Consider the following 22,638-nt stretch of genomic DNA (forward strand, 5'->3'; position numbering starts at 1 on the left):
ATCAGGGTTTGGTCAAGGGATTGGCTTTTTCTCCTCTCTTCTGGGCCGCAGCGGCCGAGCTGGCTTTGAAGCGGAAGCTGTCGTTGCCGGTTTCCAGGATGTGACAACGATGGGTCAGACGATCGAGGAGAGCGGTCGTCATCTTGGCGTCGCCGAAGACCGTGGCCCATTCGCTGAAGCTGAGGTTGGTGGTGATCACCACGCTGGTCCGCTCGTAGAGCTTGCTCAGCAGGTGGAAGAGTAATGCGCCGCCGGAGGCGCTGAACGGCAGGTATCCCAACTCGTCCAGGATCAGCACGTCGAGCCTGACCAACGTCTCTGCGATCTGGCCCGCCTTGCCCTTGGCCTTTTCCTGCTCGAGCGCGTTGACCAATTCGATGGTCGAGAAGAAGCGGACCTTTCGGCGATGATGCTCGATCGCCTGAATGCCGAGTGCTGTCGCGACATGTGTTTTGCCTGTGCCCGGCCCGCCGACGAGCACGATATTCTGCGCTCCGTCCATGAACTCGCATCGGTGCAACTGGCGCACGGTCGCTTCGTTGATCTCGCTGGCGGCGAAGTCGAAGCCGGAGAGGTCCTTGTAGGCCGGGAAGCGGGCAGCCTTCATGTGATAGGCGATGGATCGAACCTCGCGCTCGGCCATTTCGGCTTTCAGCAACTGGGACAGGATCGGCACGGCCGCGTCGAAGGCCGGAGCCCCTTGCTCGATCAGGTCCGTGACGGCCTGGGCCATGCCATACATCTTCAGGCTGCGCAGCATGATGACGACGGCCGCGCTGGCAGGATCATGACGCATGGCGACCTCCTACGATCCGGACGCGCAAGCCGTCGTAGCGTTCGACATTGGCCTTGGGTTCACGCAGCAAGGTCAGCGCCTGTGGCGTATCGATGTCCGGGCCGTCGGTCGTCTTGCCGTCGATCAGCCGGTGCAGAAGATTCAACACGTGCGTCTTGGTCGCCACGCCCGCATCCAGAGCCAGTTCCACAGCCCTGACGACGACCTGTTCGTCGTGATGAAGCACAAGCGCGAGGATATCGACCATCTCACGGTCACCGCCAGGGCGGCGAAGCATCTGGTCCTGGAATTGCCGAAAGGCCAACGGCAATTCCAGGAAGGGCGCACCATTGCGCAAGGCACCGGGCTTGCGCTGGATGACCGCAAGGTAATGCCGCCAGTCGTAAATCGTTCGCGGCGGTTTGTCGTGGCTGCGCTCAATGACCCGCGCATGTTCGCATAGGATATTGCCCTCGGCCGCAACGACCAGCCGCTCAGGGTAAATCCGCAGGCTGACGGGCCGGTTCGCAAAGGATGCAGGCACACTGTAGCGGTTCCGTTCGAAGGTAATGAGGCATGTCGGTGAGACGCGTTTGCTTTGCTCGACGAAGCCGTCAAAAGCGCTAGGCAACGCCATCAACGCGGCCTGCTCTGCGACCCAAATGTCGGCGATCGTGCCAGGCAAGGTGCCGTGCGATGTCTCCCGCCACAGGTTCTGGCAATGCTGTTCCAGCCAGGCATTCAATGCCGCCAAATCTGGGAAGTCCGGCATCTGTTGCCACAGCCGTGGACGGGCATCCTGGACGTTCTTCTCGACCTGACCCTTCTCCCAGCCTGCCGCCGGATTGCAGAACTCGGGTTCGAAGACGTAGTGGTTCGTCATCGCCAGGAAGCGGATGTTGACCTGCCGCTCCTTGCCCCGTCCCACGCGATCGACCGCCGTCTTCATGTTGTCATAGATGCCGCGACCAGGCACGCCGCCGAACACCCGGAAGCCGTGCCAGTGGGCATCGAACAGCATCTCATGCGTCTGCAGTAAGTAGGCTCTGAGCAGAAAAGCACGGCTGTGCGACAGCTTGATGTGCGCGACCTGAAGCTTCACGCGCTCTCCGCCTATGACGGCATAGTCCTCGCTCCAATCGAACTGGAATGCCTCACCTGGGCGGAAAGACAGCGGAACGAATATGCCGCGGCCCGTCGTCTGCTGCTCACGCTGCCGATCAGCCCGCCAATCACGGGCGAAAGCGGCCACCCGGCCATAAGAGCCGGCAAAGCCAAGAGCCACCAGATCGGCGTGAACCTGCTTCAACGTTCGACGCTGCTTGCGCGACTTCCCGGCCTCGGTCTTCAGCCAGCCGGCCAGTTTATCGGCAAAAGGATCGAGCTTGCTTGGTCGCTCTGGTATCGCGAACTTCGGTTCGATCGTGCCAGCGCTCAAGTACTTCGCGATCGTGTTGCGCGACAATCCGGTTCGTCGGCTGATCTCGCGAACCGACAGCTTCTCGCGCAGTGCCATCCGACGGATGATGTTTAAAAGTCCCATGTGGATCACTCCGTTGCCCCCGTCGCTCACCGCGTTGAGGGGAAGGTTCACATGGCTCAATTCTCAATGGAAATTATGCGCCTAACCGGCTCAGTTCCGCGCGGAAACCAACAGCGAAGCCTCTGCTCGGAGGTTCGGCGACTTATGCTCCGGGATTGATCGCCACCTTCGGCGTGGCGCTCGCGGGTACCGCTTGCAGGTCGAGGCCCGATGCCACGGCTGCTGGCGGCGGCTGGAACGGTTTTCTCCGCTGCCTTGATCTTTCGGATCCTCGATGCGCCGCTCTGCGGATACTGGAGCGTGGGCACGCACTTCATATGGCACCTGCTCAACGCAGTCGCCCTGGGACTCGCGCTCCTGTCGGTGGAGGGCCGTGCAGTCTCGTTGTCGAAGCTGGTGCGGGTTCAGTCGTGACGCTACTGCTGTCAGCCCGCGCGGGCAGCGACCGCGGATGATATCGGGGCGCACGAGAGTACTAAGGACGCTGCGGCCCTGCGCATTTCACTCCTCCTGGATCCGGTCCTTGTGGTATAGTCCAGGCATCCCATGAACCACGGGAGGGGTGAATGCGTACTCTTGTTTCAGCCCTGGTGAGCGGACTTGCGCTGGCAACGCCTGCCGCCGCTACCGAGCCTTTCCACACTGCCAGTTTCCCTGACCACACCATCGTCAGCTTGAGCCTCGTCGGAAACCAGACGGCGGCAAGCATCGAGTATGACTATGACGTCTACATTTCGCTTTCGACCGTGAGCACGGACGGGTACGGCTCGCACAGCGATCCAAGCAGACACAAGGCGTCGGTTCGCTGCCATGCTCCCGAAGCGGTCTCGGTGAGAGGGGTCAGCTATCCTATTCCAACGTCGACCGGGGTGGCCGACTGGAAGGACGATCTCTGGCGGGCTGTGTGCATCGTTCCGGTGTCGTAGCAGTGGTCCCGCCATCGGGGAGCAGCGCCGCGACATGGCTGCACTCTACAGGCGAAGCCATGTCGCGGGCGGCGGCCGGGGCTTCCGGCCGCGACCTTCGGCTTACTTGACCTCGGTCACCGTCAGCTTGCCGTCGACCCGCTCGGCGACGAATTCGACGCTCGCGCCTTCCTTGAGCTTCTCCATCACCGCGTCGTCCTTGACCCGGAAGACCATGGTCATCGCCGGCATGTCGAGGCTCTTCAACTCCTCGTGGATGAGCGTGACCTTCTTGGCCTTGGCATCGATCTTCTTAACGGTTCCCTTGGTGAACTCGGCGGCCAGCGCCCCATAGGCAGTCCCGAGGGCGAGGACCGAAGCAAGGGTGAGTTTGATCAGCGTTTTCATGTGAACTTTCCTTTCGGAGCTTGATTACTACTTGGCGACAGTGACGTCACCGTGCATGCCAGCGTCGTAGTGGCCGGGGACGAGGCACGCGATCTTGAAGGTGCCATCGTTGGTGAACTTCCAAATGATCTCTCCGGACTTGCCCGGCTCGAGCCGGATGGCGTTCGGGTCGTCGTGTTCCATCTCCGGAAACTTCTCCATCGCAGCCTTGTGCTCGATGATCTTGTCTTCCTGGTCGAGCACGAACTCGTGGTCGAGTTCGCCGTCGTTCTTGATCGCGAAGACTACGGTCTGGCCCTTGCGAACCTTGAAGGTCGACGGCGTGAAGATCATCTTGCCGTCGTCCGTCTCCTTCATGGTGACCCGGATCGTCTGGGTGGCGTTTGCCTTCTTGCCCGGCTCGCCGACCGCCATGGCTTCGCCGTGGCCGCCTGCGTGGTTGCCGGAGGCGAGCGCCGGGGAGGCGAGTGCGGCGACGAGGATTCCGAAGATCGCAGCTTTCATTGTCAGGTCCTTTGGTTGGTTGAACATGGGCATGCGGGATCAGCCGTGATTTCCATGCTTTGGCGTGATCTGGGTTTTCGCGTCATTGGCCTTGGTCGCGTCGGGGAGCTCGCCCGTCCACTCCCAGGCCTGGGTTCCCGGCGGGTTCTCGTACCAGCCGGGGTCGGCGTAATCGCCGGCCGAGATGCCTTCGCGCACCTTGACGACCGAGAACATGCCGCCCATCTCGATCGGGCCGTGTGGTCCCCAGCCAGTCATCATCGGCACTGTGTTTTCGGGGATCTCCATTTCCATCTCGCCCATGTCGGCCATGCCTTTGGTGCCCATCGGCATGTACTCGGGGCGGATCTTCTTGATCTTCTCGGCCACCGTCTTCTTGTCCACGCCGATGAAGGTCGGGATGTCGTGACCCATGGCGTTCATCGTGTGGTGCGACTTGTGGCAGTGGATCGCCCAGTCGCCGACGTACCTGGCGTCGAACTCGTAGGCCCGCATCGCACCGACCGGAATGTCGATCGAGACCTCGGGCCAGCGGGCTTCCGGACGCACCCAGCCGCCATCGGTGCAGGTGACCTCGAAGTCGTAGCCGTGCATGTGGATCGGGTGGTTGGTCATCGTGAGGTTGCCGACCCGCACCCGAACGCGGTCGTCCTTGGAAACCACCAGCGGGGTGATGTCCGGAAACACGCGGCTGTTCCAGCACCACATGTTGAAGTCGGTCATCTCCATGATCCGCGGCACGTAGGAGCCGGGGTCGATGTCGTAGGCGTTGAGCAGGAAAACGAAGTCGCGGTCGACCGGCATGAACTTCGGGTCCTTCGGATGGATGACGAAGAAGCCCATCATGCCCATCGCCATCTGCACCATCTCGTCGGAATGCGGGTGGTACATGAAGGTGCCCGACTTCACGAGGTCGAACTCGTAGACAAAGGTCTTGCCGACCGGGATGTGCGGCTGCGACAGACCGCCGACGCCATCCATGCCCGACGGCAGGATCATGCCGTGCCAGTGGATGGTCGTGTGCTCCGGCAACTTGTTGGTGACGAAGATCCTAACCCGGTCGCCCTCGACCGCTTCGATCGTCGGTCCCGGCGACTGGCCGTTGTACCCCCAGAGATAGGCGGTCATGGCTTCGGCCATTTCCCGCTCGACCGGCTCGGCGACAAGGTGGAATTCCTTGACGCCGTTGTTCATCCGGTAGGGCAGCGTCCAGCCGTTGAGGGTGACGACCGGATTGTAGTCGGGGCCGGAGGTCGGTCTGACCGGGGTCTGGGTCTCGGCCGTTTCCATCACCGCAGCCTCGGGCAAGCCCATGTTGTTGGTTTTCGCCCAGGCGGCGGTCGACACCAGTGCGGCGCTCGCGCCGAGCAATTGTCTTCTGTTGAACATAGCCTGTTCCTCTCTCAGTGCCCGCCGCCGCCGCTTTCGGCGGCCGCGGCGACTTCGGTTTCTTCTGAGGCGGCTCCCGCACCACCGCCGTAGATCGCCGGGGCGAGGTTGGCCTCGGCCAGCCAGAAGTCGCGCTTCGCATTGACCGCGAGGAGGATGGAACTGACCTTTTCCCGGCTGTCGGCGAGCAGTTCGAATGTGTTGGTGATCATGCCGTTGTAGGTGAGGAGGGACTCCTCTTCGATCTTGGTGCGCAACGGCACGACACTGTTCCTGTAGTGCCGGGCGATGTCGTAGTTTGAGCGGTAGGCCTGGTAGGCGGAGCGCGCCTCGGAGCGAACGTTGACGGCCTTCTCGGCGAGCAGGTTGGCTGAGCGCATGTAGGCGAGTTCCGCCTTGCGCATGCGGGCCTTGCCGCTGTCGAAGATCGGAATCACGAACTCGAGCTCAGCGATCCCTGTCGTCTCGGTCTGGACGTCGCCATCCTCCTTTTCCCGCTCCGTCTCGAAGCCGGTCAGGAGTTCGAGGTCGGTGACATAGCGGGTCGCTTCGGTCAGCTTGTAGGATTTCGCCGTTGCGTCGAGGTCCAGCTTGGCCATCTGCAGGTCGACGCGACGCTGCAAGGCTTCCGCCTCGATGAGGTCACGCTTCATCACGCCCTTCGGCAGGGAGGGCAGGCGGTTCGGCACCTGGTAGTCGACGTCCGCCCCCCAGAGCCCCATCAGCCGCGTCAGTTCCTCCTTGGCGAGCCGGGCCTCCAGCCGGGCCTTCGCCGATTGCCCGACCAGCTCCGCGTAGAAGACGTGTTCGCGGGCCTGGGAGCCCTTTGTCATCGCGCCTGTCTCGCCAAGTTTCTGGGCAAGCTCGGACGCGGCATCGGCGGCCGCCTGAGCCTGATTGAGCTGGGCGACGTTCTCCCACGCAGCAACGGCGTTGATCCATGCGCGGCGGGTGTCGGCGGCGAGCTGAAGTGTCCGCAGTGCGGCGTTCAACTGTGCCTGGCGGAAACGTGTGTCGGCGATCGCGATATCCCGTTCGCGGGTGGCGAGCGCCAGGATGTTGGATGTGATCGCTCCCTCAATCGACCTGAATGCCTCGATGCCAGGCGCGCCAACGCCGTTGAAGCCGACGGAAACCGTCGGATTGACGAACATCGTCGACTGCCATGCGTCGGCGGCCGAATCCCCGAGGTCGGCATAGGCGGCCTGCAGGCCCTTGTTGTTCAGGAGCGCAACCTGGACCGCCGTGTCCGCGTCGAGGGTCTTCTTGGCGATCAGCGTCTTGACGCGGTCGGAGACGACCCGCGCCTGCTGCTGGTTCTGGACCCAGACGGTCTGTTTGCCCGTCGCCTCGGAGGTTCTGGCTTCGACCGAAGGAAAACCCGCGTCCTTGGCCGCGTATTCGGTGGCCGACACGCAGCCTCCGACGACAAAGGGAAGGGCGAGCGTCGCAGCCAGCTTCAACGTGCGTGGGGTCATGACGCGTCTCCTTCCGGAGCCTGCGCGTCATTCTGGTTGCGCCATGGTTTGGGATCGACGGGCGCGCGGTGAGTGTAGCCCGACACCGGGCTCATGTATCTGAGGGGGCGGACTTCAGCCGGCGATGCCGCGAGGTCGCCCGATGCAATGACGTCGGGAGGCAGTGTGGCTGCGCATCCGCTTGCGATAAGCGGCAAGGCGGCCACCAGAAATAGGGGTTTCATGATCGTGTCCGAACAGGAGATGGCATCGGCGCTGCGAGGCATGACGCTCGCAACGCGCGGTGAGACCCGAAGAACGGGTGCGGTCTGTTCAGATATTCGGGGGACGGTGGAGCGACGGGAACTCGCCCATGACATAGGCGTCGTCGATGAATTCCCGGATGATGGGCAGACGCTCGCCGCCGACGGGGACGCTGCTGGCTACGATGGCCATGCTGGCACAGAAGCTGCCGCAGCATTCCTGCTTGGCGATTTTCAGTGCAGCGTCATCGGGCGAGGATGCGTGGTCGCCGTCCGAATGGTGGCTGCCCGCTCCTTCGTGATGGTCATCCACTTGGCCATGGTGATCGTGAGACTGCAAGACCTCCGACCCGGACCATGACGCGTGCATGGCAGCCGACGCGGTCGGCAGGGAGTATCCCGCCAGTGACACGATGATCACCAAACGGAGCAGAACCAGCATCTTTGAAAATGTGATTCGATACATCTTGCCCATGTCGGAGGACTAACAGCAGCCCGGAAGTTGTCAATTGTCAGGTTCTATCCTTGATGCGATTCGCGTCTATTATGTGGCACTGAACTACGTGCCGACCCCGTCGAGCTGGTAAGTCAAATGAGAATGCTGTCGAATGGCTCACGAAGCGCCCCCTTGTCGCAGCGTTTGCACGAGGTTGTATGGCTAGCCTGACCGCATATCTCGGATTGTTTCTCGCCGCGTTCGGGGCGGCCACGGTGTTGCCTTTCCAGTCGGAACCGGTGCTTATCGGCTTGCTCGCGTCAGGGAAATTCTCGACGACCTGGCTTGTCGTTGTCGCAAGCGTCGGAAACGTATTGGGTGCCGCTTTAAGCGCCGTGCTCGGACGTTTCATAGATCGGTTTCATGACCGATCCTGGTTTCCTGAAGGCATCCGCGTTGGATAGGGCCGTCGGATGGTACCGCCGCTATGGCAGGTGGTCGCTGCTGCTCTCGTGGATGCCAATCGTCGGAGACGCTTTGACTGTCATCGCAGGTGTCTTGCGGGAACCCTGGTGGTCATTCCTGCTGCTTGTCGGCATGGGGAAGACGGCGCGCTACATCGTCCTTGCCGCGGCGACGCTCGGCACGAAGGCGGCCATCGGAATTTGATGCGGGTCGGGGCGGGGAACTTTTGATCGGCGGACGGGTTTTAGGCTCGAAGGAACCGCGCCTCATGCCTGCCTTCCGAATTTCACTTCGATTAATTGTGATCGGCGTTCTCTGCCTTGGGATATTCAATCTGCACGGCACGGCGGCGACACCCTTTCATGTCGGCCTCTATTGCCCGTCCTTGACGGAGCCAGTCCACGGCTCATCCGACATCGCCTCGCCGTCGAGCTGCTGCACGAAGTCATCATGTTGTCTGGTCGATTGCGTGCTCGTGGCGGACACCCATCCGCCACGTCTTCGCAATCCGCTTGGGGGGGGAGGCGAAGCCCTTCCTGCTCGGGCGGGCGCTTTCTCCGCCGCCCAAGTCCCCGGTTCTCCCGGCCTGAACAGACTTTCATCCGAACATGGAGAGTACAATGAACAGCATTCTCAAGCTTTTGGTCGCAGGGGCGGCCATCCTTCTCGTAACGACCGCAACAGCATCGGCTCAGATGGCTATGCCTAACGGTTGCAAGTCGGCAGCCTCGATGAGTGGCGACATGAAGATGCCAAGCGACATGCATATGGGCGAAATGGCCGACCATCAGAAAGCGATGATGGAGTCGATGCAGAAGATGCACCCGGCCATGATGCAGGGAATGATGGCCAAGGACCCGGATGTCGCGTTCGTCTGCGGCATGATCGGCCATCACATGGGCGCGATCAGCATGTCAGAGGTCGAACTGAAGTACGGCGATGACGAGGAGGCCAAGACCATGGCCAAGAACATCATCGATGCCCAGAAGAAGGAAATCGAAGAGATGACCAAATGGGTCAACGAGCACGCCAAGTGACCCCTCGGCAGCTCGATGACCTCGTTCGGCGGAGGCGGCATTCGCGACCGCTTCCGCCGAGCGAGCGTGTCATGTGATGTCGCCCGGTTTCGTCGCGCGGTCTCCACCGTCATGGCGATGTCCGCCATGGCCACCGTGACCGCCGTGGCCGCCGTGGCCATGAAAGAAGTGCATCAAAGGGCAGGCAAGCAGTAATAGGTAGGGCGTGAAACCCAAGACATGCTGCCAGTGCTCGCGAAGGAAGAAGAACGCGGCAATCACCGCGAGCGAGGCTGCAAACAAGGTCCATCTGCGGTCCCAGTTCATATCCGAACACTCCTCAATCTTAGAGAATTCCCGATCACGCTGACCGACGACAGGGCCATCGCCGCCGCCGCGATGATCGGGGACAGCAGGAGGCCGAAGGCCGGGTAGAGCACGCCTGCCGCGACGGGCACTCCGGCGGCGTTGTAGATGAAGGCGAAGAACAGGTTCTGCCGGATGTTCTTCATCGTCGCATGGCTCAACTGCCGGGCCCGCGCGATCCCCTGGAGGTCGCCCTTGAGCAGGGTCACGCCCGCGCTCTCGATCGCTACGTCGGTTCCGGTGCCCATGGCGATGCCGACATCGGCGGCGGCGAGCGCAGGCGCGTCGTTCACGCCGTCTCCCGCCATGGCGACGATGCGACCTTCCTTACGCAGGCGCGCGACGATCTCGCTCTTGTGTTCCGGCAGGACTTCCGCTTCGACTTCCGTGATGCCGAGCTTGCGGGCGACAGCTTCGGCCGTGGTCTTGTTGTCCCCGGTCAGCATGACAACGCGGACGCCCTCGTTCAGCAATGTCTGCACGGCTTCGGGGGTCGTCGCCTTGATGGGGTCGGAGATGGCGAAGAGGCCGCTGGCTCGACCATCTACGGCCACGAAGATGACGGTCGCGCCTTCGCCGCGCAGATCCTCCGCCTCTCTGGTCAGGGCGGACACGTCCACGCCGGACTCCTCCATGATCCGATGACTGCCGATGATCAGCTTGCGCCCCTCGACGGAGCCAGTGACACCCTTGCCGACGGGGCTGTCGAAGTCTTCCGCATTGCCAAGCGTCAGGCCGCGCTCCATCGCGGATTCGACAATGGCGGCCGCGAGTGGATGTTCGCTTGCGCGTTCCAGGGTCGCAGCGATTCGAAGCAGCTCCTCTTCGTTCAAACTCTCAGTCGTGGCGATCGAGGTCACCTTCGGCCTGCCCTCAGTTAGCGTTCCCGTCTTGTCGACCACCAGCGTGTCGACCTTCTCGAAGCGTTCGAGAGCCTCGGCGTTCTTGATCAGCACGCCGAGACGTGCGCCGCGGCCGACCCCGACCATGATCGACATCGGCGTGGCCAGTCCGAGGGCGCACGGGCAGGCAATGATCAGCACCGCGACCGCGGCGACCAGTCCGTGCGCGAAGCGCGGCTCCGGCCCCAGCCACATCCAGACCGCGAAGGCGATAATGGCGATCGCGATAACTGCTGGAACGAACCAGCCGGAAACTTCGTCGGCGAGCCGCTGGATCGGGGCGCGGGAGCGCTGGGCCTCCGCCACCATCTGCACGATCCGCGACAGCATGGTGTCGCGGCCGACCTTGCCCGCCTCCATGGCGAAGCCGCCCGTCTTGTTCATGGTGCCGCCGATGAGTTTCGCGCCGACCTCCTTGGTGACGGGCATCGACTCGCCTGTGATCATGGATTCATCGACCGAGCTGCGGCCCTCCAGAAGGGTGCCGTCGACCGGAACCTTCTCGCCGGGGCGGACCCGCAGCTTGTCGCCGACGGCGACGGCCTCCAGATCCACATCCTCGTCGGTGCCATCGGAGCGTATGCGGCGGGCGGTCTTCGGCGCGAGATCGAGAAGTGCCCGGATCGCGCCGCCCGTCTGCTCGCGCGCCTGCAGCTCGAGAACCTGCCCAAGCAACACCAGCACTGTGATGACGGCGGCCGCCTCGAAGTAGATTGCGACCGCTCCTTCGCCGGACCGGAATGTTTCTGGAAACAGGCCGGGAGTAACGGTTGCGACGACGCTGTAGACCCAGGCGACCCCGGTGCCCATGGCGATCAGCGTGAACATGTTGAGGTGCCTGTTGACGACGGACTGCCAGGCCCGTTCGAAGAACGGCGCGCCAGCCCAAAGCACGACCGGGGTCGCCAGGACGAGCTGGATCCAGTTCGACATCTGCGGACCGAGCAGCATGTGCAGGTTGGTGAGATGTCCGCCCATCTCGAGCGCCAGTACGGGCAATGTCAGAACCAGTCCGATCCAGAACCGCCTCCGCATGTCGACGAGTTCCGCGCTCGGTCCAGTGTCGGCCGTCACGACCGCGGGTTCGAGTGTCATGCCGCAGATCGGGCAGTTGCCGGGGCCGAGCTGGCGTATCTGCGGATGCATGGGGCAGGTGTAGATCACGCCATCCTGCTGTGAGCCCTGCTTGCCTGGGACTTCGGCAGCCCTCGCGTTCTGATTGGCGTGGTGGTGATGGTCGTGACCTTCGTGCTTTTGGTGATGCTTATGCTCGTCCATGGGATTTCTCCGTAACGGTACCCGCCTCCAACAGAGCTAGCGTCCAGCCACCCAGTGAGGGGGCCGGACATCTCCTGTTTAGCCGTAGGCGACGAAGGACATCATTCCCGATGCCATGTGATAGAGATGATGGCAGTGGAGCGGCCAGCGGCCCGCATTGCTTGCTTCGAACACGACACTCACGCTCCCCATCGGGGGCACGAGAACGGTGTCCCGCACGGCGCCGCCGAGTGGTTTCCCGCCGATGTCGACCACCTGGAAGTGGTGTCCGTGCAAATGCATCGGATGGGACATCATCGACATGTTGCGCATGACGACCTCAATCCTTTCGCCTTCGCGGACATCAAGGCCGTCGCCGCCCTCGATCCGCCAGTCGTAGCCGCTCATGCTGCCCGCAAGCGTCAATTCGAACCGACGGTCGGCGGCACGGACAGTAAGCGGCGCGGCTGCTGCAAGCCGCATTTCGAGGTCGAGCCCGACGACTGGACCGGAGTCCTTTCCACGCGATGCAATTCTGGCGATCTTGGCGCCCGTCGGCGCAAGGATGACCCCCGTACGATGCTCAGTGCCCTCGCGTAGCGCCAGGATTGGATGAGCATGTGCTGTTTTCGGCATTTCAAACCGGATATCGAGCCGCTGTCCCATCGAGATCGGGAAGCTTGTCCCTGAAACCGGCCGCACCGGCTGCCCGTCGACGGCGATCAACTGTCCCATGAGCGTGCCGGTGTCGATCGTGAAAGCGGTGGCCGTCGCGCCATTGATGATGCGCAGGCGGACGCGTCCGCCGCTCTCGACGGTGAAGACTTCAGGGTCGTCGAGCGTGCGGTCGTTGGCGAGATAGGCATCGTACTCGATGTCGTTCAGGTCCATGGCGGTCATGCCCGCCATCGCCGTTCCGGACGTGTGACCGTCATGCATGTTGGATGCCATGCCCTGCATCATTCCGCCGTGGTTCATCCCATGGCCGCCTGTCGCTCCCTTAAGCTTGGCGAGCAGTTCCTCGGCAGGCGTGAAGGAGAAATCATGCAGCAGCACGACCACTTCCTGCTCGTCGCGCTGCCTGTCCTCTGCGGTCCGCACGATCAGGGGCGCGGCAAGAAGATTCTGTTCCTGCAGCGTATGCGCATGCATCCAGTGCGTTCCGCCGGAGCCGACCGGAAACGTGTAGCGCCGGGTCTCCTTCGCGTTCAGAAGCGCTGCGGGATTGTCTGGCACGCCGTCCATGTCCCATGGCGGCGCGAGTCCGTGCCAGTGGATGAGTGTCGCTTCACCGCCTTGGTTGGCAAGCGCGACATCGAATGGGCTGTCGGAATTGAGCGTCAGGCCGACGGTGCCATCCGGTTGTAGAAGCCCGAATACATCGGCGGCCCTGCCGTTCACCTCGATGACGCGTTTAGTGATCGCGAGCGACCGGGTGCCTGCGCCAAACGATGTTGCCTTGCTGGCCTCGGCCCAGCTTTTATTTGGATGCAAAGCGGCAGCCGATGCGGCGACCATAACGCCCGACATCAGTCCGCCCAGGAATTCACGGCGTTTCATATTCATCACCTCATGTTCCGTATCGGCCAATGCCGACGAAGATCGCGCCAAGTGGGTGCGATCGTGGAAGGCAGCCGACAAACGACTGCTGCTTATCCAGTGGAACGAGGAGGGCCGATCGCGGGTCGCGAGGTGATACCGTAGATGGGTGACTGGGGAGCGAGATCCCGGCGCTCGCCGGTTTTCAGCGCGACTTCGCCCCAGATCGGAGTTGGGAACACCGCATAGCACATGCCGCAGACGGGTTTGCAGCACGCTTTCTGGCCGCCTGTTTCCTTCTCCGCATGGAGGTCGGCTTTTCCCGGAGGCGAAACGACATGTTCATTGCCCGCAATGTGCCGCCCGCATTCGATGGGGGCCGCCTCAGCCATCGACACGACCAGAAACAGAAGAGCGACCAAGATGGCCAGCAATTCTGTTGTGCGTTTCCGGACGGTCTGGCTGGCGGCGATCATGTTTTCGTCCGACACCTCGTGCTGTATTGACGGCCACAGTGCGCGATCCTGTGAAATCTCGCCTTGACCTTGATCAAACGCCGACAGCGGCTCTCAATGAGAGGATTGCATCCGAATGTGTCCGAAGGTTGTAAAATGGTCTGGCCTCATCGTCTTGGCGATCGTGGTAGCGGGCTTTTCGACTGCGACAGCACAGAGGGCGGACAACGACGTCGTTGGTCAGAGGAAGCATGATATGAAGGCGATGGCGGCCGCCGCCAAGAACATTGATGCCATGTTCAAGGGGACACTGCCCTACGATGCGAAGGCTTTCAAGCCGCCGCCGAAACCATTCGAGCCTATTCAAGCGAACGCCTGACGGCCCTGTTCGGAGCTCCGGTCGTCGCCGAAGGCACCAAAGCCAGCGCCAGCATCGAGGTTGATCGACCGACGTTCGACAAGCTGGCGGTGGAGCTCGGCGCCTATGCGTCCGCTCTTTCAGTCGCGGCCGACCGCAACCCGGATGTTCTCGGTCCCCATATGCGGATGAAAGGCGGCGACGCGACGATGGGCGGGCTGCTCGCCAAGAGGAAGGCGGCAACTCCCGATCCGATGTCGATACCCGCCGAGCACGCCTTCCACATGATGCTCCAGACGTGCACCTCCTGCCACGCCAAGTTTCGAGTGAAGGGCGAGTAGCGGCCGTCGTGGCTGGTGCACGACGGCCGCGGCTCAATTAGTGAGCACTGTGTTCGCTTTGCTCCACCTCGGCCGTCGCAGGCCTAGCGCTTTGGAACAGCTCGGTCCGGTTCTCGCCGCTCACGACCAGTTTGCCGACCAACCCACGAGCCGCCCGCGACAATGCGTGATCCACCAGGACGTATTCGCCGGGAACCTCCAGCTTCATGTCGACCGCGGCCGCGCCTCCGGGCGGCACGGTGATTGTCTGGACGTCGGATAGCGGCTCCGTTGTCAGCGATGCCAACTGGTACACCTTGTCGAAGATTTCTCCGATCACATGGAAACTGGAGGTCTTGTTCGGTCCTCCGACGCCGAAGTAGATGCGGACGGTCTCGCCGACCGTCGCCGTCAGGGCATTGTCGCCCGTCAGCGCATTCGCAGCCCCGTTGAAGACGTAGTATTCCGGGTCTTCCTTGAGGAGCCGTTCGACGCTTTCCGTCAGCTTCCCCTTGGAACCGTATGGTTGCGATGTGTAGACCTCGCCCTGCATCATGTAGAACTCGCGGTCGACCGGCGGCAGACCGCCCGGCGGCTCGACGAGGATCAGGCCATACATGCCGTTGGCGATGTGATGGGCGGCCATTGGCACAGCACAGTGATAGACGTACAGCCCCGGCTTCAAGGCCTTGAACGAGAAGCCTTTGGTCTCACCCGGCGCTGCCTCGGGGGCGACCGCTCCACCGCCAGGTCCGGTCACGGCGTGGAAATCGACGCTGTGGCGTTCGCTGCTGTCTGCCTTGTTGGAAAGCTCCACCTGGATCGTGTCGCCAACGCGGGCACGCACGAACGGACCAGGGACCTTCTTGTTGAACGTCCAGTAGTGGTAAGTCGCGCCGACTGCGAGCTGGCCCGTCACCTCGACGGTGTCAAGTTTCACCGTGATGGTCGCTGGCTCGCTTCTTGCAATCGGCGGTGCCAGGTCAGCGGCCGGACGGACTATGTCCAGTGGAGCCTTGGCACTGCCGTTTTCCGCTGGATGCTCGTGGGAGCCAGATGCGAGGGCTGAAGTCCCAGTCGCCGCCAGAAATGCGAGTGCCAATATTGCATTTGAAGGTCCGGGTGAACGTCTCATGGGGAAGCTCCTGAGCAATGCTTGTTCTGAAGACAGTCAAGACCTCCCCGGTCATCCGATCTTTGAGCTGCCGCAATGACGGCAGGTGCTCGCGGGATCGTGATCGTGTGATGCGGTACGCCGCCAACATCTGCGGCCGAACTGTCGTTCTTCGCGCCGCTTGAGCGGCGTGTTCCGGCATGTCGGCGGCGTACCCTTATGCTTCAAGCCACGTGGCTGCAGCAGGATTTCTTGAAGGAGGCCTGGTAGCCCGCTTCCTCGATCGCGGAAACAAATGCGTCGGAGGCCATCGGAGAGTCGATCGATGCGGTCTTGGCATCGAGATCGACGGCGACCTTGGCGTTGGGGTCGACCGACTTCACCGCTTTTTCGACTGCTCCGGCACAGTGTCCGCAGGTCATGTCGGGGATATTGAGATGGTACATTCGAGATCTCCTCGTGAAGGATTGATATGGCCGAATGTGGTGCTTCCAACGATGGCAAGGTCAATAGGCAGCCGACAGAATATCTCTCCTGCGCTGCTTTGATTGTTCGTCTTCGTCTCGCCCGCTTTGCGAGTTCTGATCTGAGCTTGATCTGCGTCAATGTGAACTGTCTCAGCCGTCGTACCCTCAGGTTCAGTCGTTTATCGGAGCTTAGGAGAAGCGAAATGACGACACTGCGGACAATCCTGCTGGCGGGTACGGTGCTCGTGCTCTCGACGCCAGTCTTTGCGGAAGACGCGCATCATCCCGAGACCTCTGTGGAGCAGACGAGCGAGCAAGCAGCCCAGCCGTCGGATTCCGCGGCGGACCTGAATTCCATGATGTCCTGTGGCATGATGTCGGGTGACATGATGGGCAACATGATGCGGATGATGGCTGGCGGACCCGGACGAATGAGACCGCCGGGCATGGGGCCGATGGCCGAGATGATGGCTCCCGAACATGTCGAGGGACGGATCGCGTTCCTGAAGACGGAGCTCAAGATAACGTCGGAGCAGGAGGCGTCTTGGAACGGCTTCGCGGACGTTCTGCGTGCGAATGCCGGCGGCATGAAGGATGGCATGATGCAAATGCCAGACGCGATGGGAATGCCGGGCGGGGCCGCAGCGACCCCGTTGCAGCGTCTCGAACGGCGGGAGAGCATGTTGAACAGCCGACTCGAAGGCGTGCGGAAATTGAAAGCCGCCCTTGAGCCTCTCTATCAATCGTTCGGGGCGGAGCAGAAGCAGATGGCCGACAAGCTGCTCCTGCCTCCGATGATGGGCATGATGTAGGGATCGTGCATGGCACCCGAGAAACGCTGAACTGCCCACCGGCGGTTCAGCGCAAGAAAGGCTAGACGACCCAATTCGCCTTGGAGGAGACGATGACGGAGACGATATTTCGTGCCCGGTCCCTCACGAGAACCTACTTGACCGGCGAAGTCGCCGTGCATGCCCTGCGCGATGTCAGCCTCGACATACAAGCGGGTGAAGTGGTCGTCATGCTGGGGCCGTCAGGGAGCGGCAAGTCGACCTTGCTGAACATCATGGGCGGCCTCGATAGACCGACGAGCGGGCAGCTCTTCTTCCGAAACACCGAGCTGACGGCCCTCGGGGAGCGCGGTCTCACCCTCTACCGACGTGAGCACGTCGGCGTCGTCTTCCAGTTCTATAATCTCATACCGAGCCTGACCGCTTATGAGAACGTCGCGTTGGTCACCGAAATATCGGCCAATCCCATGCGGCCCGACGAGGCGCTGGCACTTGTCGGTCTCGAGGCGCGGCGAAACCATTTCCCCGCGCAGCTCTCGGGAGGAGAACAGCAGCGGGTCGCCATCGCTCGGGCGATCGCCAAACGGCCGGAGGTGTTGCTCTGCGACGAGCCGACGGGCGCGTTGGACTCCAAGACGGGCATCCGCGTGATCGATGCGCTGGTGAACGTCAACACCCAGCTCGGTACCACGACGCTCATCATCACCCACAACGCAAGCATCCACGCGGTCGCCGACCGCGTGCTCTTCTTTACCGACGGAACGATTTCAAGGATTCAGGTGAATGAACGGCGGCTCTCGGCCGCGGCGCTGACCTGGTGAGGCATGACTACGCTGGACACCAAACTGAAGCGGGATCTGCGGCGGCTCTGGGGACAGGTCCTCGCCATCGCGCTGGTGATCGCCGGCGGCGTCGCATCCCTTGTGCTGTCGACCGGATCATTCAGGTCGCTGGATGAGACGCGCACCGCATATTACGAACGGTACCAGTTTGCAGACGTCTTCGCGGAGGTCACACGGGCTCCGAAGACGCTGGTCAAGCGCATCGCCGAAATCTCCGGTGTCGCCGCCGTCGAAGCCCGGATCTCCAAACTCGCGCTTCTCGACATCCAGGACGTCCCCGAACCCGCGACCGGGCGGTTCATCTCGCTTCCCGAAAGCGGCTCCCCGCTGCTCAATCGGCTCTACATGCGAGAAGGACGTCTGCCTGACGCGAGCGATCAGGACGAGGTTGTGGTCAACGAGAGCTTTGCGAAGGCGCATGGCTTCGGACCAGGTGACCGCTTCTCCGCCACGCTCAACGGTCGCAAGCGTGAGCTGACGATCGTCGGCATCGCATTGTCGCCGGAGTATGTCTATGCGATCGGCCCCGGCGACCGGATGCCCGACGATCGCCGCTTTGCCATCATCTGGATGTCGGAGCGCGTTCTGGCCGAGGTCTTCGGTTTGGAGGGCGCGTTCTCCTCGGTGAGCCTGAAGCTGATGCCGGATGCCGTGGAGACGGAAGTCATCGATGCGCTCGACGATCTGCTCGAGCCATACGGCGGCGGCGCGGCCCACGGACGGAAGTACCAGACCTCGCATGCCTATCTCGAGCACGGGCTCGACATGCTGCGGAACATGAGCCGCACGCTTCCTCCGATCTTCCTCGTCGTCAGCGCATTCCTCGTGAACCTGACGCTCAGCCGGCTCGTCGCACTCGAACGCGAGCAGATCGGCCTGCTCAAGGCGCTCGGGTACTTCGACACCAGCATTGTCGCCCACTACGTAAAATTCGTCGCCGTCGTCGCCCTTATCGGCATCGTCATCGGCAGCGCGGCGGGAACCTGGCTCGGCGTGTACGTGACAAGGCTGTTCGGTGATTTCTACCGGTTCCCGTTCCTCGTCTTCGCCGACAGCCCCGACGTCTATCTCCTCGCTGCGCTCCTCAGCCTGTTCGCTGCTCTCGGAGGCGCTTTTCGATCACTTCGCGAGATCGTCTCGCTGGCCGCGGCGGTTGCGATGCAGCCTCCGGCTCCTCCGTCGTTCCAGCGCACGCTGTTCGGCCGGATGGAGCTTGGCTCGCTGCTGTCTCAACGCATGATGATGATGGTCAGGGGCATGGCGCGGAAGCCGATCCGGGCAGCACTGGCGACCCTCGGCATGGCGTTTGCGACCGCCATTCTCGTGGTCTCACTGTTTATCGGCAATGCCATGGAGGAGCTGGTCGACGTGACCTATTTCATGGCCGACCGCCAGGATGCGACGATCAGCTTTGCGGAGAAGCGACCGGAGACGGTTCTGTTCGACGTGAGCAGACTGCCGGGCGTGCTTGCGGCCGAGCCTTATCGGCAGGTCCCCATCCGCATCCGAAAGGGAAGCCTGGAACGCAGGACGCTGCTCTCAGGCAGGCCACCCGGAGCCGATCTCAGCCGGATCATCGACATCGATCTGCGCACGGTCAGCCTGCCGGAGACCGGAGTGGCGATTTCCGCCTACCTCGGGCGCCTTCTCGATGCGCGCGTGGGCGACACGGTCGAGGTGGATCTGCTCGACGGACGGCGGCGGACCGTCGAGCTGACCGTAGCCGCACTGGTGGAGGATTATTTCGGCATTGCCGCAATGATGGACGCTCGGGCCCTGTCCCGGCTGCTGCGCGAGGCTCCGGTCGCGAACGGCGTCCATCTCAGCGTGGACGACGGCAAGCTTGACCTGCTCTACGAGGCCATAAAGCAGATGCCGACCGTAGCCGGCGTGGCGCTGCAGCGTGTGTCCCTCGTGAACTTCCGCCAGAGCCTGGCGATCATCGTGACGACAATGGCTGGCATCTACACAGGGCTGTCCATCGTGATCGCCTTCGGCGTTGTCTACAACAGCGCACGCATCTCGCTTTCAGAGCACGCACGGGAACTCGCGACGCTACGAGTCCTTGGCTTCAGCCAGGGTGAGACGATGCGCATCCTGCTTCTCGAACTGTCCGTCATCGTCGCCCTTGCGCAGCCGCCGGGCTGGGCGATCGGCTACGGCCTTTCGTGGCTCATGAACAAGCAGCTCGCCGGGGAACTGATGCGCGTGCCGCTCGTCGTCGAGAACCTCACCTACGTGCTGGCGAGCGCGATCATTTTTGCGGCGGCGCTGATCTCGGCTCTTGTCGTCGGGCGCCGTGTCTACGCGCTCGACCTTGTCGTAGTTCTCAAAACTCGGGAATAGGACCATGCAGCGGAACTGGTTGAAACGGGTCGGGTGGCTTGGAGCGATAGGCGCGGCGACGGTCGCTGTCACGTGGTTCGCCTGGCCGCGGCCGATCCCCGTCGACACGGCGCAGGCGGCGAGGGGCCCGATGGCGGTGTCGGTCGACGAGGAGGCAAGAACACGCGTCCGGCACGTCTACACCGTGTCCGCTCCGGTTGCCGGAAAGGTTCTGCGGATATCCAGGCCTGATGGCCACGACGGGGCTTCCCTCCACGTCGGCGATGCAGTGTTGGAGGGGAGAACGATCGTCGCGGTCATGCAGCCGGTGTCTCCTGGCCTGCTCGATGTCCGTTCCCGTACGGAACTGGAGGCCGCTCTCGTCGCCGCAAACGCCGTCGTAACCCTGGCTGAGGCGGAGATACGTCGCATCAACGCAGCGGTCAGCTTCGCTCGCACCGAGCTTGCGCGCGCGGAGGGGCTCGCACGCAGCAACACGATTCCCGCACGGGATCTCGAAAAGGCGAGGTTCGATCTCGAGACGATCGGGGCCCAGCTCGCGACGGCGAAGGCACAGCTCGAGGTGCGACGTCGGGAGCAGGCGGTCGCGTCGGCGCGCCTTCTCGAGTCAGGAACGGATGTCGGCACCAATCAGGACTGCTGCGTTAAGATCAGTGCGCCCGAGAGCGGCCGTGTACTCAGGATCGTCCAGCAGGACGAAGCAGTTGTTCAGGCCGGGGCGCCTCTCGTCCAGATCGGCGATCCGAGGGATCTTGAGATCGTCGCGGATTTCCTCTCGACCGAGGCCGTCCAGATCAGGAGCGGCGCCCCGGTCACCATCGATGGCTGGGGTGGACCGGTCCTGCGCGGCCGCGTGGTGCGCGTCGACCCGGCCGGCTTCGCCAAAGTCTCCGCCCTCGGGATCGAGGAACAGCGCGTCGGCACTGTCATCGATCTCGTCGATCCACCCGAATCCTGGGAACGGCTGGGTCACGACTTCCGCGTCATCGTTCATGTTGCAATATGGGAATCCAACGATGCCCTGACAGTGCCTGCGAGCGCGCTGTTCCGCCGAGGCGACGACTGGGCCGTCTTTGCCGTCAAGGACGGGCGTGCCCATGCAACGGTCGTCCGCACGGGACAGCGAAACAGCAAACTGGTGGAGGTGCTATCCGGGCTCTCGCCGGGGGATCGGGTCGTGCTGCATCCGAGCGACCGCGTAGCGGAAGGCACAACGGTGGCGGAGCGGGAGCCGCGCTGACGGTACCGAGACCGCCTGACCGCAATGCGGATCGGGGGCGAGCATCTCCTGCGGGCGCTCGAAGTCTTGTGCGATACGGACGAAAGCAAGCGTAGGGAAGGTCATAGTGCCGTTGACGGCGCCTATCGCGCTGTTGCTGGTATTCGCAGGCACTCTTAGATGCCTAGATGCCGACAAGCTTGCTGCCGGCATCTGCGCGCAGGTGGCGCTAAATGTCGAAGGACGCAAGGATCGGGCAGGGGCCAGACTTGTCCGCCGCGCATTCCCCGACGAGCCGCTGCAGTGCTTTCCGTGCGCGCTGAAGCTCGGCGATCCTTGTATCCAGAGCGTCGATGCGGTTCCGCGCCAGGCTCCGTGCTCGCTCCCTGTCCTCGCCCGAGTCGAGATCGAGGAGCTCCTTTATCTCCTCCAGCGTGAAGCCAGCCGTCTGCGCCTGCCTTATGAACAGCAGCCGTCGAACGTCGCCGTCACCGTAGCGGCGCACCCCCATTGACCGCCGCGGCGTGTCGAGCAGCCCACGCCGCTGATAGTAGCGGATGGTCTCCACGCCTACCTGTCCGGCTGCCGCAAGTTTTCCGATTGTCATTTCCATGGCCTATTGACTCCGTACCATGGTACGGAACGTATTGTCGTGCCAACAGTTTCACAAGAGACAAGGAGACGTGAAATGTTGGACAGGACAAATCCCGGAAATCTCTCCAAGAAGGCCGTGCTCTATCGCATGGTGATGGCGGAGCATACCTGCCCGTACGGATTGAAGGCGAAGGACTTGTTGAAGCGGTCGGGCTATGAAGTCGATGACCGTCACCTGACGACGCGCCAAGAGACGGACGCCTTCAAGGCGGAGCACGGGGTGGCGACCACGCCGCAGGTGTTCATAGGCGACGACAGGATCGGCGGCTACGACGATCTTCGCCGGTTCCTTGGGAAGCCCGTCGCGGACCCGAAGGCCACGACCTACCGCCCGGTGATCGTCCTGTTCGCGTTGACCGCCCTGATGGCTGCAGCCGCTAGCTATGCGGTCAGCGGCGATCCGCTCACGCTGCGGGCGGCGGAATGGTTCATCGCCTTCTCGATGGTCGCTCTTGCAATGCTGAAGCTGCAGAACGTCGAGAGCTTCGCAACGATGTTCCTGAACTATGACCTCTTGGCGAAGCGCTGGGTTCCGTACAGCTACATCTACCCGTACGCCGAAGCGCTGGCTGGAATTCTGATGATCGCTGGAGCACTGAACTGGCTGTCGGTTCCGGTTGCGCTCTTCATCGGCACCATCGGAGCGGCATCCGTCTTCAAGGCGGTCTACATCGACAGGCGGGAGCTGAAGTGCGCGTGCGTCGGCGGGTCCAGCAACGTTCCCCTCGGCTTCATCTCGCTCACTGAAAACCTGATGATGATCGCCATGGCCCTCTGGATGGCTGCCGCCTCGTTCGGCATCGCTGCCGGGCACGCCATGTAGCGCAAGCGGCACTTATGCTTTACA

At 62.5% G+C, this 22,638-nt stretch carries 25 protein-coding genes and 1 pseudogene; 11 read left to right on the top strand and 15 right to left on the bottom strand.

From position 1 onward, the window contains the following. Position 1 precedes the first annotated feature (1 nt). Together istB and istA are read right to left on the bottom strand one after the other, a co-directional pair. Positions 2 to 796 carry an IS21-like element helper ATPase IstB gene (gene istB / locus AC3WVQ_RS32510; protein ID WP_192445786.1) on the bottom strand — a complete coding sequence of 265 codons (795 nt, stop codon included), beginning with the start codon at positions 794 to 796 and terminating at the stop codon, positions 2 to 4. Next, entirely contained in the window at positions 786 to 2,318 is a 1,533-nt protein-coding gene (gene istA, locus AC3WVQ_RS32515) for an IS21 family transposase (RefSeq protein WP_112977380.1), read from the bottom strand. The genes istB and istA overlap by 11 nt, the downstream gene beginning before the upstream one ends. Positions 2,319 to 2,528: 210 nt before the next feature. On the opposite strand from istA, the gene AC3WVQ_RS32520 reads away from it, so the two are divergent. Together AC3WVQ_RS32520 and AC3WVQ_RS32525 are read left to right on the top strand one after the other, a co-directional pair. Next, complete coding sequence (locus AC3WVQ_RS32520; protein WP_192445785.1) at positions 2,529 to 2,732, top strand: hypothetical protein; 204 nt, start codon at positions 2,529 to 2,531, stop codon at positions 2,730 to 2,732. Between the two features lie 152 nt (positions 2,733 to 2,884). After that, positions 2,885 to 3,244: a hypothetical protein gene (locus AC3WVQ_RS32525; RefSeq protein ID WP_192359023.1), complete on the top strand. Its 360-nt coding sequence runs from the start codon at positions 2,885 to 2,887 to the stop codon at positions 3,242 to 3,244. A 102-nt stretch (positions 3,245 to 3,346) separates the two neighbouring features. Here AC3WVQ_RS32525 and AC3WVQ_RS32530 read toward each other — a convergent pair whose 3' ends face one another. The 6 genes from AC3WVQ_RS32530 to AC3WVQ_RS32555 all read right to left on the bottom strand — a co-directional run bounded on the left by AC3WVQ_RS32530 (position 3,347) and on the right by AC3WVQ_RS32555 (position 7,719). Continuing rightward, positions 3,347 to 3,631 (bottom strand): copper-binding protein, encoded by a 285-nt coding sequence (locus AC3WVQ_RS32530; RefSeq protein ID WP_060585856.1) that lies wholly within the window; start codon positions 3,629 to 3,631, stop codon positions 3,347 to 3,349. A gap of 27 nt (positions 3,632 to 3,658) precedes the next feature. Then, positions 3,659 to 4,135, bottom strand: coding sequence for a cupredoxin domain-containing protein (locus AC3WVQ_RS32535; protein WP_246810506.1), 477 nt, complete (start codon positions 4,133 to 4,135; stop codon positions 3,659 to 3,661). 39 nt (positions 4,136 to 4,174) lie between these two features. Further along, positions 4,175 to 5,524, bottom strand: a complete 1,350-nt coding sequence (locus tag AC3WVQ_RS32540; RefSeq protein ID WP_192359029.1) for a multicopper oxidase family protein — start codon at positions 5,522 to 5,524, stop codon at positions 4,175 to 4,177. Between the two features lie 14 nt (positions 5,525 to 5,538). Further along, positions 5,539 to 7,002 carry a TolC family protein gene (locus tag AC3WVQ_RS32545; protein ID WP_492383471.1) on the bottom strand — a complete coding sequence of 488 codons (1,464 nt, stop codon included), beginning with the start codon at positions 7,000 to 7,002 and terminating at the stop codon, positions 5,539 to 5,541. After that, entirely contained in the window at positions 6,999 to 7,226 is a 228-nt protein-coding gene (locus AC3WVQ_RS32550; RefSeq protein WP_246810505.1) for a hypothetical protein, read from the bottom strand. Before AC3WVQ_RS32550 ends, AC3WVQ_RS32545 begins: the two co-directional genes overlap by 4 nt. A gap of 88 nt (positions 7,227 to 7,314) precedes the next feature. Further along, positions 7,315 to 7,719: a hypothetical protein gene (locus tag AC3WVQ_RS32555; RefSeq protein ID WP_192359035.1), complete on the bottom strand. Its 405-nt coding sequence runs from the start codon at positions 7,717 to 7,719 to the stop codon at positions 7,315 to 7,317. Positions 7,720 to 7,898: 179 nt separating this feature from the next. Here AC3WVQ_RS32555 and AC3WVQ_RS32560 point away from each other — a divergent pair. Continuing rightward, positions 7,899 to 8,349, top strand: a pseudogene (locus tag AC3WVQ_RS32560) (YqaA family protein). A 416-nt stretch (positions 8,350 to 8,765) separates the two neighbouring features. Next, positions 8,766 to 9,182 (top strand): CopM family metallochaperone, encoded by a 417-nt coding sequence (gene copM, locus AC3WVQ_RS32565; protein WP_492383472.1) that lies wholly within the window; start codon positions 8,766 to 8,768, stop codon positions 9,180 to 9,182. A gap of 69 nt (positions 9,183 to 9,251) precedes the next feature. On the opposite strand, the gene AC3WVQ_RS32570 is transcribed toward copM, so the two are convergent. The 4 genes from AC3WVQ_RS32570 to AC3WVQ_RS32585 all read right to left on the bottom strand — a co-directional run bounded on the left by AC3WVQ_RS32570 (position 9,252) and on the right by AC3WVQ_RS32585 (position 13,701). Next, positions 9,252 to 9,488 (bottom strand): DUF2933 domain-containing protein, encoded by a 237-nt coding sequence (locus AC3WVQ_RS32570; protein WP_492383473.1) that lies wholly within the window; start codon positions 9,486 to 9,488, stop codon positions 9,252 to 9,254. Beyond that, the gene (locus tag AC3WVQ_RS32575; protein ID WP_492383474.1) at positions 9,485 to 11,707 is read right to left on the bottom strand and encodes a copper-transporting P-type ATPase; all 2,223 of its coding nucleotides are present in this window, start codon (positions 11,705 to 11,707) and stop codon (positions 9,485 to 9,487) included. Before AC3WVQ_RS32575 ends, AC3WVQ_RS32570 begins: the two co-directional genes overlap by 4 nt. Before the next feature lie 78 nt (positions 11,708 to 11,785). Continuing rightward, positions 11,786 to 13,246, bottom strand: coding sequence for a multicopper oxidase family protein (locus AC3WVQ_RS32580; RefSeq protein WP_492383475.1), 1,461 nt, complete (start codon positions 13,244 to 13,246; stop codon positions 11,786 to 11,788). A gap of 92 nt (positions 13,247 to 13,338) precedes the next feature. Further along, complete coding sequence (locus AC3WVQ_RS32585) at positions 13,339 to 13,701, bottom strand: hypothetical protein (RefSeq protein WP_492383476.1); 363 nt, start codon at positions 13,699 to 13,701, stop codon at positions 13,339 to 13,341. Between the two features lie 235 nt (positions 13,702 to 13,936). Between AC3WVQ_RS32585 and AC3WVQ_RS32590 the strand changes: the two genes are divergently transcribed. Next, positions 13,937 to 14,059: a hypothetical protein gene (locus AC3WVQ_RS32590; RefSeq protein ID WP_348646665.1), complete on the top strand. Its 123-nt coding sequence runs from the start codon at positions 13,937 to 13,939 to the stop codon at positions 14,057 to 14,059. An 89-nt stretch (positions 14,060 to 14,148) separates the two neighbouring features. Continuing rightward, positions 14,149 to 14,379: a hypothetical protein gene (locus tag AC3WVQ_RS32595; RefSeq protein ID WP_348646666.1), complete on the top strand. Its 231-nt coding sequence runs from the start codon at positions 14,149 to 14,151 to the stop codon at positions 14,377 to 14,379. A 37-nt stretch (positions 14,380 to 14,416) separates the two neighbouring features. Here the strand turns inward: AC3WVQ_RS32595 and nirK are convergent, their stop codons facing one another. Both nirK and AC3WVQ_RS32605 read right to left on the bottom strand, forming a co-directional pair. Then, positions 14,417 to 15,493, bottom strand: coding sequence for a copper-containing nitrite reductase (gene nirK, locus AC3WVQ_RS32600; protein WP_492383477.1), 1,077 nt, complete (start codon positions 15,491 to 15,493; stop codon positions 14,417 to 14,419). Positions 15,494 to 15,696: 203 nt separating this feature from the next. Next, positions 15,697 to 15,918, bottom strand: coding sequence for a heavy-metal-associated domain-containing protein (locus AC3WVQ_RS32605; protein ID WP_060586664.1), 222 nt, complete (start codon positions 15,916 to 15,918; stop codon positions 15,697 to 15,699). A gap of 26 nt (positions 15,919 to 15,944) precedes the next feature. Here AC3WVQ_RS32605 and AC3WVQ_RS32610 point away from each other — a divergent pair, with 26 nt between their 5' ends. The 4 genes from AC3WVQ_RS32610 to AC3WVQ_RS32625 all read left to right on the top strand — a co-directional run bounded on the left by AC3WVQ_RS32610 (position 15,945) and on the right by AC3WVQ_RS32625 (position 21,158). After that, on the top strand, positions 15,945 to 16,751 hold the full coding sequence (locus tag AC3WVQ_RS32610) for a Spy/CpxP family protein refolding chaperone (protein ID WP_348646842.1): 807 nt from the start codon (positions 15,945 to 15,947) through the stop codon (positions 16,749 to 16,751). A 92-nt stretch (positions 16,752 to 16,843) separates the two neighbouring features. Continuing rightward, entirely contained in the window at positions 16,844 to 17,551 is a 708-nt protein-coding gene (locus tag AC3WVQ_RS32615; protein ID WP_192445780.1) for an ABC transporter ATP-binding protein, read from the top strand. Positions 17,552 to 17,554: 3 nt separating this feature from the next. Next, entirely contained in the window at positions 17,555 to 19,918 is a 2,364-nt protein-coding gene (locus AC3WVQ_RS32620) for an ABC transporter permease (RefSeq protein ID WP_192445779.1), read from the top strand. Positions 19,919 to 19,922: 4 nt separating this feature from the next. Further along, positions 19,923 to 21,158 (top strand): efflux RND transporter periplasmic adaptor subunit, encoded by a 1,236-nt coding sequence (locus tag AC3WVQ_RS32625; RefSeq protein WP_192445778.1) that lies wholly within the window; start codon positions 19,923 to 19,925, stop codon positions 21,156 to 21,158. Positions 21,159 to 21,366: 208 nt separating this feature from the next. Here AC3WVQ_RS32625 and AC3WVQ_RS32630 read toward each other — a convergent pair whose 3' ends face one another. Then, on the bottom strand, positions 21,367 to 21,750 hold the full coding sequence (locus AC3WVQ_RS32630) for a MerR family transcriptional regulator (RefSeq protein WP_192359067.1): 384 nt from the start codon (positions 21,748 to 21,750) through the stop codon (positions 21,367 to 21,369). 75 nt (positions 21,751 to 21,825) lie between these two features. Between AC3WVQ_RS32630 and AC3WVQ_RS32635 the strand changes: the two genes are divergently transcribed. After that, complete coding sequence (locus tag AC3WVQ_RS32635) at positions 21,826 to 22,614, top strand: glutaredoxin family protein (protein ID WP_192359070.1); 789 nt, start codon at positions 21,826 to 21,828, stop codon at positions 22,612 to 22,614. Positions 22,615 to 22,638 lie beyond the last annotated feature (24 nt).

Source organism: Ensifer sp. EB106-05-01-XG146 (genome assembly GCF_058791875.1).

What these genes read in the sequence shown, in the direction of transcription:
- istB (WP_192445786.1), bottom strand. Translation starts at nt 796, where the DNA reads ATGCGTCATGATCCTGCCAGCGCGGCCGTCGTCATCATGCTGCGCAGC.
- istA (WP_112977380.1), bottom strand. Translation starts at nt 2,318, where the DNA reads ATGGGACTTTTAAACATCATCCGTCGGATGGCACTGCGCGAGAAGCTG.
- AC3WVQ_RS32520 (WP_192445785.1), top strand. Translation starts at nt 2,529, where the DNA reads ATGCCACGGCTGCTGGCGGCGGCTGGAACGGTTTTCTCCGCTGCCTTG.
- AC3WVQ_RS32525 (WP_192359023.1), top strand. Translation starts at nt 2,885, where the DNA reads ATGCGTACTCTTGTTTCAGCCCTGGTGAGCGGACTTGCGCTGGCAACG.
- AC3WVQ_RS32530 (WP_060585856.1), bottom strand. Translation starts at nt 3,631, where the DNA reads ATGAAAACGCTGATCAAACTCACCCTTGCTTCGGTCCTCGCCCTCGGG.
- AC3WVQ_RS32535 (WP_246810506.1), bottom strand. Translation starts at nt 4,135, where the DNA reads ATGAAAGCTGCGATCTTCGGAATCCTCGTCGCCGCACTCGCCTCCCCG.
- AC3WVQ_RS32540 (WP_192359029.1), bottom strand. Translation starts at nt 5,524, where the DNA reads ATGTTCAACAGAAGACAATTGCTCGGCGCGAGCGCCGCACTGGTGTCG.
- AC3WVQ_RS32545 (WP_492383471.1), bottom strand. Translation starts at nt 7,002, where the DNA reads ATGACCCCACGCACGTTGAAGCTGGCTGCGACGCTCGCCCTTCCCTTT.
- AC3WVQ_RS32550 (WP_246810505.1), bottom strand. Translation starts at nt 7,226, where the DNA reads ATGAAACCCCTATTTCTGGTGGCCGCCTTGCCGCTTATCGCAAGCGGA.
- AC3WVQ_RS32555 (WP_192359035.1), bottom strand. Translation starts at nt 7,719, where the DNA reads ATGGGCAAGATGTATCGAATCACATTTTCAAAGATGCTGGTTCTGCTC.
- copM (WP_492383472.1), top strand. Translation starts at nt 8,766, where the DNA reads ATGAACAGCATTCTCAAGCTTTTGGTCGCAGGGGCGGCCATCCTTCTC.
- AC3WVQ_RS32570 (WP_492383473.1), bottom strand. Translation starts at nt 9,488, where the DNA reads ATGAACTGGGACCGCAGATGGACCTTGTTTGCAGCCTCGCTCGCGGTG.
- AC3WVQ_RS32575 (WP_492383474.1), bottom strand. Translation starts at nt 11,707, where the DNA reads ATGGACGAGCATAAGCATCACCAAAAGCACGAAGGTCACGACCATCAC.
- AC3WVQ_RS32580 (WP_492383475.1), bottom strand. Translation starts at nt 13,246, where the DNA reads ATGAAACGCCGTGAATTCCTGGGCGGACTGATGTCGGGCGTTATGGTC.
- AC3WVQ_RS32585 (WP_492383476.1), bottom strand. Translation starts at nt 13,701, where the DNA reads ATGATCGCCGCCAGCCAGACCGTCCGGAAACGCACAACAGAATTGCTG.
- AC3WVQ_RS32590 (WP_348646665.1), top strand. Translation starts at nt 13,937, where the DNA reads ATGAAGGCGATGGCGGCCGCCGCCAAGAACATTGATGCCATGTTCAAG.
- nirK (WP_492383477.1), bottom strand. Translation starts at nt 15,493, where the DNA reads ATGAGACGTTCACCCGGACCTTCAAATGCAATATTGGCACTCGCATTT.
- AC3WVQ_RS32605 (WP_060586664.1), bottom strand. Translation starts at nt 15,918, where the DNA reads ATGTACCATCTCAATATCCCCGACATGACCTGCGGACACTGTGCCGGA.
- AC3WVQ_RS32610 (WP_348646842.1), top strand. Translation starts at nt 15,945, where the DNA reads ATGGCCGAATGTGGTGCTTCCAACGATGGCAAGGTCAATAGGCAGCCG.
- AC3WVQ_RS32615 (WP_192445780.1), top strand. Translation starts at nt 16,844, where the DNA reads ATGACGGAGACGATATTTCGTGCCCGGTCCCTCACGAGAACCTACTTG.
- AC3WVQ_RS32620 (WP_192445779.1), top strand. Translation starts at nt 17,555, where the DNA reads ATGACTACGCTGGACACCAAACTGAAGCGGGATCTGCGGCGGCTCTGG.
- AC3WVQ_RS32625 (WP_192445778.1), top strand. Translation starts at nt 19,923, where the DNA reads ATGCAGCGGAACTGGTTGAAACGGGTCGGGTGGCTTGGAGCGATAGGC.
- AC3WVQ_RS32630 (WP_192359067.1), bottom strand. Translation starts at nt 21,750, where the DNA reads ATGGAAATGACAATCGGAAAACTTGCGGCAGCCGGACAGGTAGGCGTG.
- AC3WVQ_RS32635 (WP_192359070.1), top strand. Translation starts at nt 21,826, where the DNA reads ATGTTGGACAGGACAAATCCCGGAAATCTCTCCAAGAAGGCCGTGCTC.